This window comes from Moorena sp. SIO3I6 (assembly GCF_010672095.1).
Genome location: NZ_JAAHHU010000457.1, coordinates 1 through 3,392 on the forward strand (window position 1 = coordinate 1; position 3,392 = coordinate 3,392).

At 46.1% G+C, this 3,392-nt stretch carries 4 protein-coding genes and 1 pseudogene; 2 read left to right on the forward strand and 3 right to left on the reverse strand.

The window, feature by feature from the left end:
• Positions 1-185 (forward strand): hypothetical protein (locus F6K49_RS37840; protein ID WP_293105355.1); only part of this gene is annotated, 185 nt, incomplete at its 5' end.
• On the opposite strand, the gene F6K49_RS37845 is transcribed toward F6K49_RS37840, so the two are convergent.
• Together F6K49_RS37845 and F6K49_RS37850 are read right to left on the reverse strand one after the other, a co-directional pair.
• Positions 174-2,282, reverse strand: coding sequence for a LamG-like jellyroll fold domain-containing protein (locus F6K49_RS37845; protein ID WP_293105357.1), 2,109 nt, complete (start codon positions 2,280-2,282; stop codon positions 174-176). The two genes, F6K49_RS37840 and F6K49_RS37845, sit on opposite strands and share 12 nt — an antisense overlap.
• Complete coding sequence (locus tag F6K49_RS37850; RefSeq protein WP_293105359.1) at positions 2,282-2,425, reverse strand: hypothetical protein; 144 nt, start codon at positions 2,423-2,425, stop codon at positions 2,282-2,284. The genes F6K49_RS37845 and F6K49_RS37850 overlap by 1 nt, the downstream gene beginning before the upstream one ends.
• 169 nt (positions 2,426-2,594) lie before the next feature.
• On the opposite strand from F6K49_RS37850, the gene F6K49_RS37855 reads away from it, so the two are divergent.
• Positions 2,595-2,738, forward strand: coding sequence for a hypothetical protein (locus F6K49_RS37855; RefSeq protein ID WP_293105361.1), 144 nt, complete (start codon positions 2,595-2,597; stop codon positions 2,736-2,738).
• On the opposite strand, the pseudogene F6K49_RS37860 reads toward F6K49_RS37855, so the two are convergent.
• Positions 2,716-3,392: pseudogene (locus tag F6K49_RS37860) on the reverse strand (hypothetical protein); the annotation flags it as partial. The gene F6K49_RS37855 and the pseudogene F6K49_RS37860 overlap by 23 nt on opposite strands.

Here is a 3,392-nt window from a genome sequence, read left to right on the forward strand (position 1 = left end):
GGAGAGGGGGTTGGTGGGGGGGTGGGGGAGGGGGGAGGTGGGGAGGTGGGGTGATGGGGTGGTGGGGGGATGGGGAGATGGGGAGATGGGGAGATGGGGAGTTTGGTGTTATTGTTGCTAATCCCGATTCCCTGTTCCCTGTTCCCTGTTCCCTGTTCCCTACTCCCTACTCCCTAGCTAGTTAATTGCCATTGCTCCCCTATGTATTCCATGATTACTAAATTTAACTGTACGTTAAAGTCTACTAACTCATAGTTTTTTAGCTTAACTCTGATCAGCTCTTTTTCGATAAACTGATAGCTTTCTTTAGGTTTAGTACGTTCCTCCCGCCAGGTTCCTAACTGAACCACCTTTGTCCCTGTGCTTGGAGCTTGGCTGAGAGCTTGTTTGAGGGTAATCTTATTGCTGGAAAAATCAACAGTGTCAATTTCTCGATTTTCTGGATTGCTATGAGTAGAAATGATCCCAACCGTATCTCCCGCTGCCAATCCCGTTACTTGATTCACCTTGAACTCAAGGTTGGAGTACACTTCGGTAATCTCAAAACTAAGGGGACGGACAACCATTGTTCCCAGTCCATAAGCTTTATTTAAAGCTGAAGACAAGGTCAATTGTTTTAGTCCTTGCTCAATACTACTAATCGTATAGTATTCCTGATCACTACTGCTGGGGTCGAGTTGAATAGTATCCCCTAGATTAAAACCGGTGGTGTCTTTAACCGTAATCTGAGTCTGGGATCTTGAGCTTGCCTGAGTTAAAACAGTAGTGGTTAGATCAATGGTTAGCTCATGAGTATGAACCATGACATCCTCGACATAGTCCACTCCAGGGATGCGATCGAGTAATTGATATAGCTCCGAAACGTAAATACTCCTACCAAAAGGCCAACCCTGACCATCCCAATAAGACTGGGAATTAACTGGGTGGAAGAAAGCTTGGGCCTCCTGGTTTGCCTGGTCTTTAACCTGCTGGGCATTGCCCCCTGCAACTAGATAGAGTCGCGCCCAAACTCGCAAGGGTAGGTAGTCTGGGGTAACTACGTGATGGCGTACAGTCAGCAACCGCCGTTCATCCAAGAAAGACCATAAGCCTTGCAACAGTGAAGCAGTGATATTGGGTTTATACCAACTGGCTCCTTGGATAGTGCCATGATTTTGGTTAGGAGTCTTATTATTAGCAATAATACCAGAGCCTTCATCCAAATCCCAGCAACCAACTAATCCCTTTTCTGTACCTTTAAGAAAGTTATTTATCTCCTGTTTAATATCTGCCTGCAAGCGGACTTCCCCCCAAACCCGCAATTGAGTAATTATGCCTTGGAAATAATGGCTTTGGTTACCTCGACAGCCAAGATAAAGGGATGAATCATTAATAGTATTACCTGAGGTGATATCGTCAGTAAAGCCTTCTAATTCGCCATCAATATATAAATAAAGTGTTGAACTATCTTTGACAAAAGCAACGTGATGAAAATTGTCATCATTAATGGCTTTGGTAGAACTAATGGTAGCAAAATTAGTACCATCACTTCTAATTACCTGTAATTTACCCGATTGGTTGTCATATCTAATCCCATAAGGAAAACCCCCAGAACCACTACCTTTTTCTAAGATACTATTATAGGTTTCTTGGGTTCTAGCTTGGACTTTTTCAGGTCTGACCCAAAGTTCAATGGTAAAATTTTGATCCTTAGCTTGATCGTTAGCAAAATTGAGTTGGTCTGAATGAGGGATTTCCAGATAATCATCCTGGCCATCAAAGGAGAGCAAACTGTAGTTATCAGCCAAAGTTTGAGGAACCACCAGCAAGCTAATGTTTCCTGGGGCAGGTTCTTCTCTGGCAGTTGGTTCACTCAAAGCCAGATTCTGCTGAGAAATACATTTAGCCCTAGCGACTACACCAAAAGGACCAAGAGCCTTAGCGGTTGGTGTGTCCTGCCAGTCTTGTAGTACCAGTTGTTCAAAGTCCTCACTACTGACTGCCCGGTAGCGTTGCCGCAAATCCACAATGGTTTGCTGCACTGCTGTCTCCAAATCCCCTTCCAGCTGCCACTCGGAACCATTAAGCAGCTTCAGAAACATTTTTTGGTTTTCATCTGGGATCTGATTAGTCCGGTAAATCACCATCTCCGTCAACCAAGCCAACATCTCAATCAAAATGATGCCAGGGTCAGTAGGATTGTGGTCAGTCCAATCAGGATACTCTTTCGGTATTAGAGACCGAGCCTCTTCTAAGAGGTCAGCATAAGTACGGTCATCTAGGTTAGGTAGTGGTAGGGGCATTATGTTGAAGGTTGAAGGTTAATTGGTTGAAGGTTGAAGGTTGGTGGGTTGTTCGCGTAGCGTGGCCAAAGGCCAAGGTTGAAGGTTAATTGGTTGAAGGTTGAAGGTTTAAGGTTGGTGGGTTGTTCGCGTAGCGTGGCCAAAGGCCAAGGTTGAAGGTTAGTTGGTTGAAGGTTTAAGGTTTAAGGTTAGTTGGTTGAAGGTTTAAGGTTTAAGGTTAGTTGGTTGAAGGTTTAAGGTTGGTGGGTTGTTCGCGTAGCGTGGCCAAAGGCCAAGGTTGAAGGTTTAAGGTTGTTCGCGTAGCGTGGCCTATTGGCCAAGCTTGCCTGTTCCCTGTTCCCTGTTCCCTGTTCCCTGTTCCCGATTCCCGATTCCCGATTCCCGATTCCCGATTCCCGATTCCCTGTTCCCAGATCCGCTGTTCCCTGTTCCCTCAAAAATCCTGACCCAGACTAATCTGATGTTCACCGGAATAGATTAGGAATCGGTTGCTTTGTTCCTCAGGTATCTCGGCTAGGTCAATGGAGAGAGATTTAACATAATTCACACCTGGAACGGATTCGATTAACCGATACAGGTCTGATTTATGGGGCTGACGACCAAAAGGCCAGCCTTGACCTTCTACTCCACCAGTCAGGGGATGTAAAAAGTGGTTCAGGGCATCGTTGACCCCAATTACAACGGCTTCGGCAAGGTCTAAGGAGAGGGGTACAACCTCTGCTGTGACTGTAACTTCTACCCAATAGGGTCCCGTCACTCGCAGGTCTAGGGTGGGGGCGCAGCGAGCCAGGATGTATTCCTCTACTAAGTCCAGCAAACCAAGACTGGGAGTAGGTTGCCGTGCTGAAGAATCCGGTAGAATAATCAGTTCCACTTGACCGACATCGTCTCTGTCTAGATAAGGGCTATTGTCAGCATGGTCACTTGTGGTCTTGGGGGGTAGGTTGAAATTTCCTGTCAGAGAACCATCAGGGTACTCGATGGTGATATCACCGCTAACGTTAACATCGCCCAAGTTGACCATAGTCACGTACCATTCGGTTCCAAGACTGAATTGGCTGGGTGTGACTGGGTAACTCAGTTCGCGATCGCTAGATTGATCAGAGGTAA

Bases quoted from the DNA above. Each gene is read 5' to 3' on its own strand.
- F6K49_RS37845 (WP_293105357.1), bottom strand. From the start codon at position 2,282: ATGCCCCTACCACTACCTAACCTAGATGACCGTACTTATGCTGACCTC.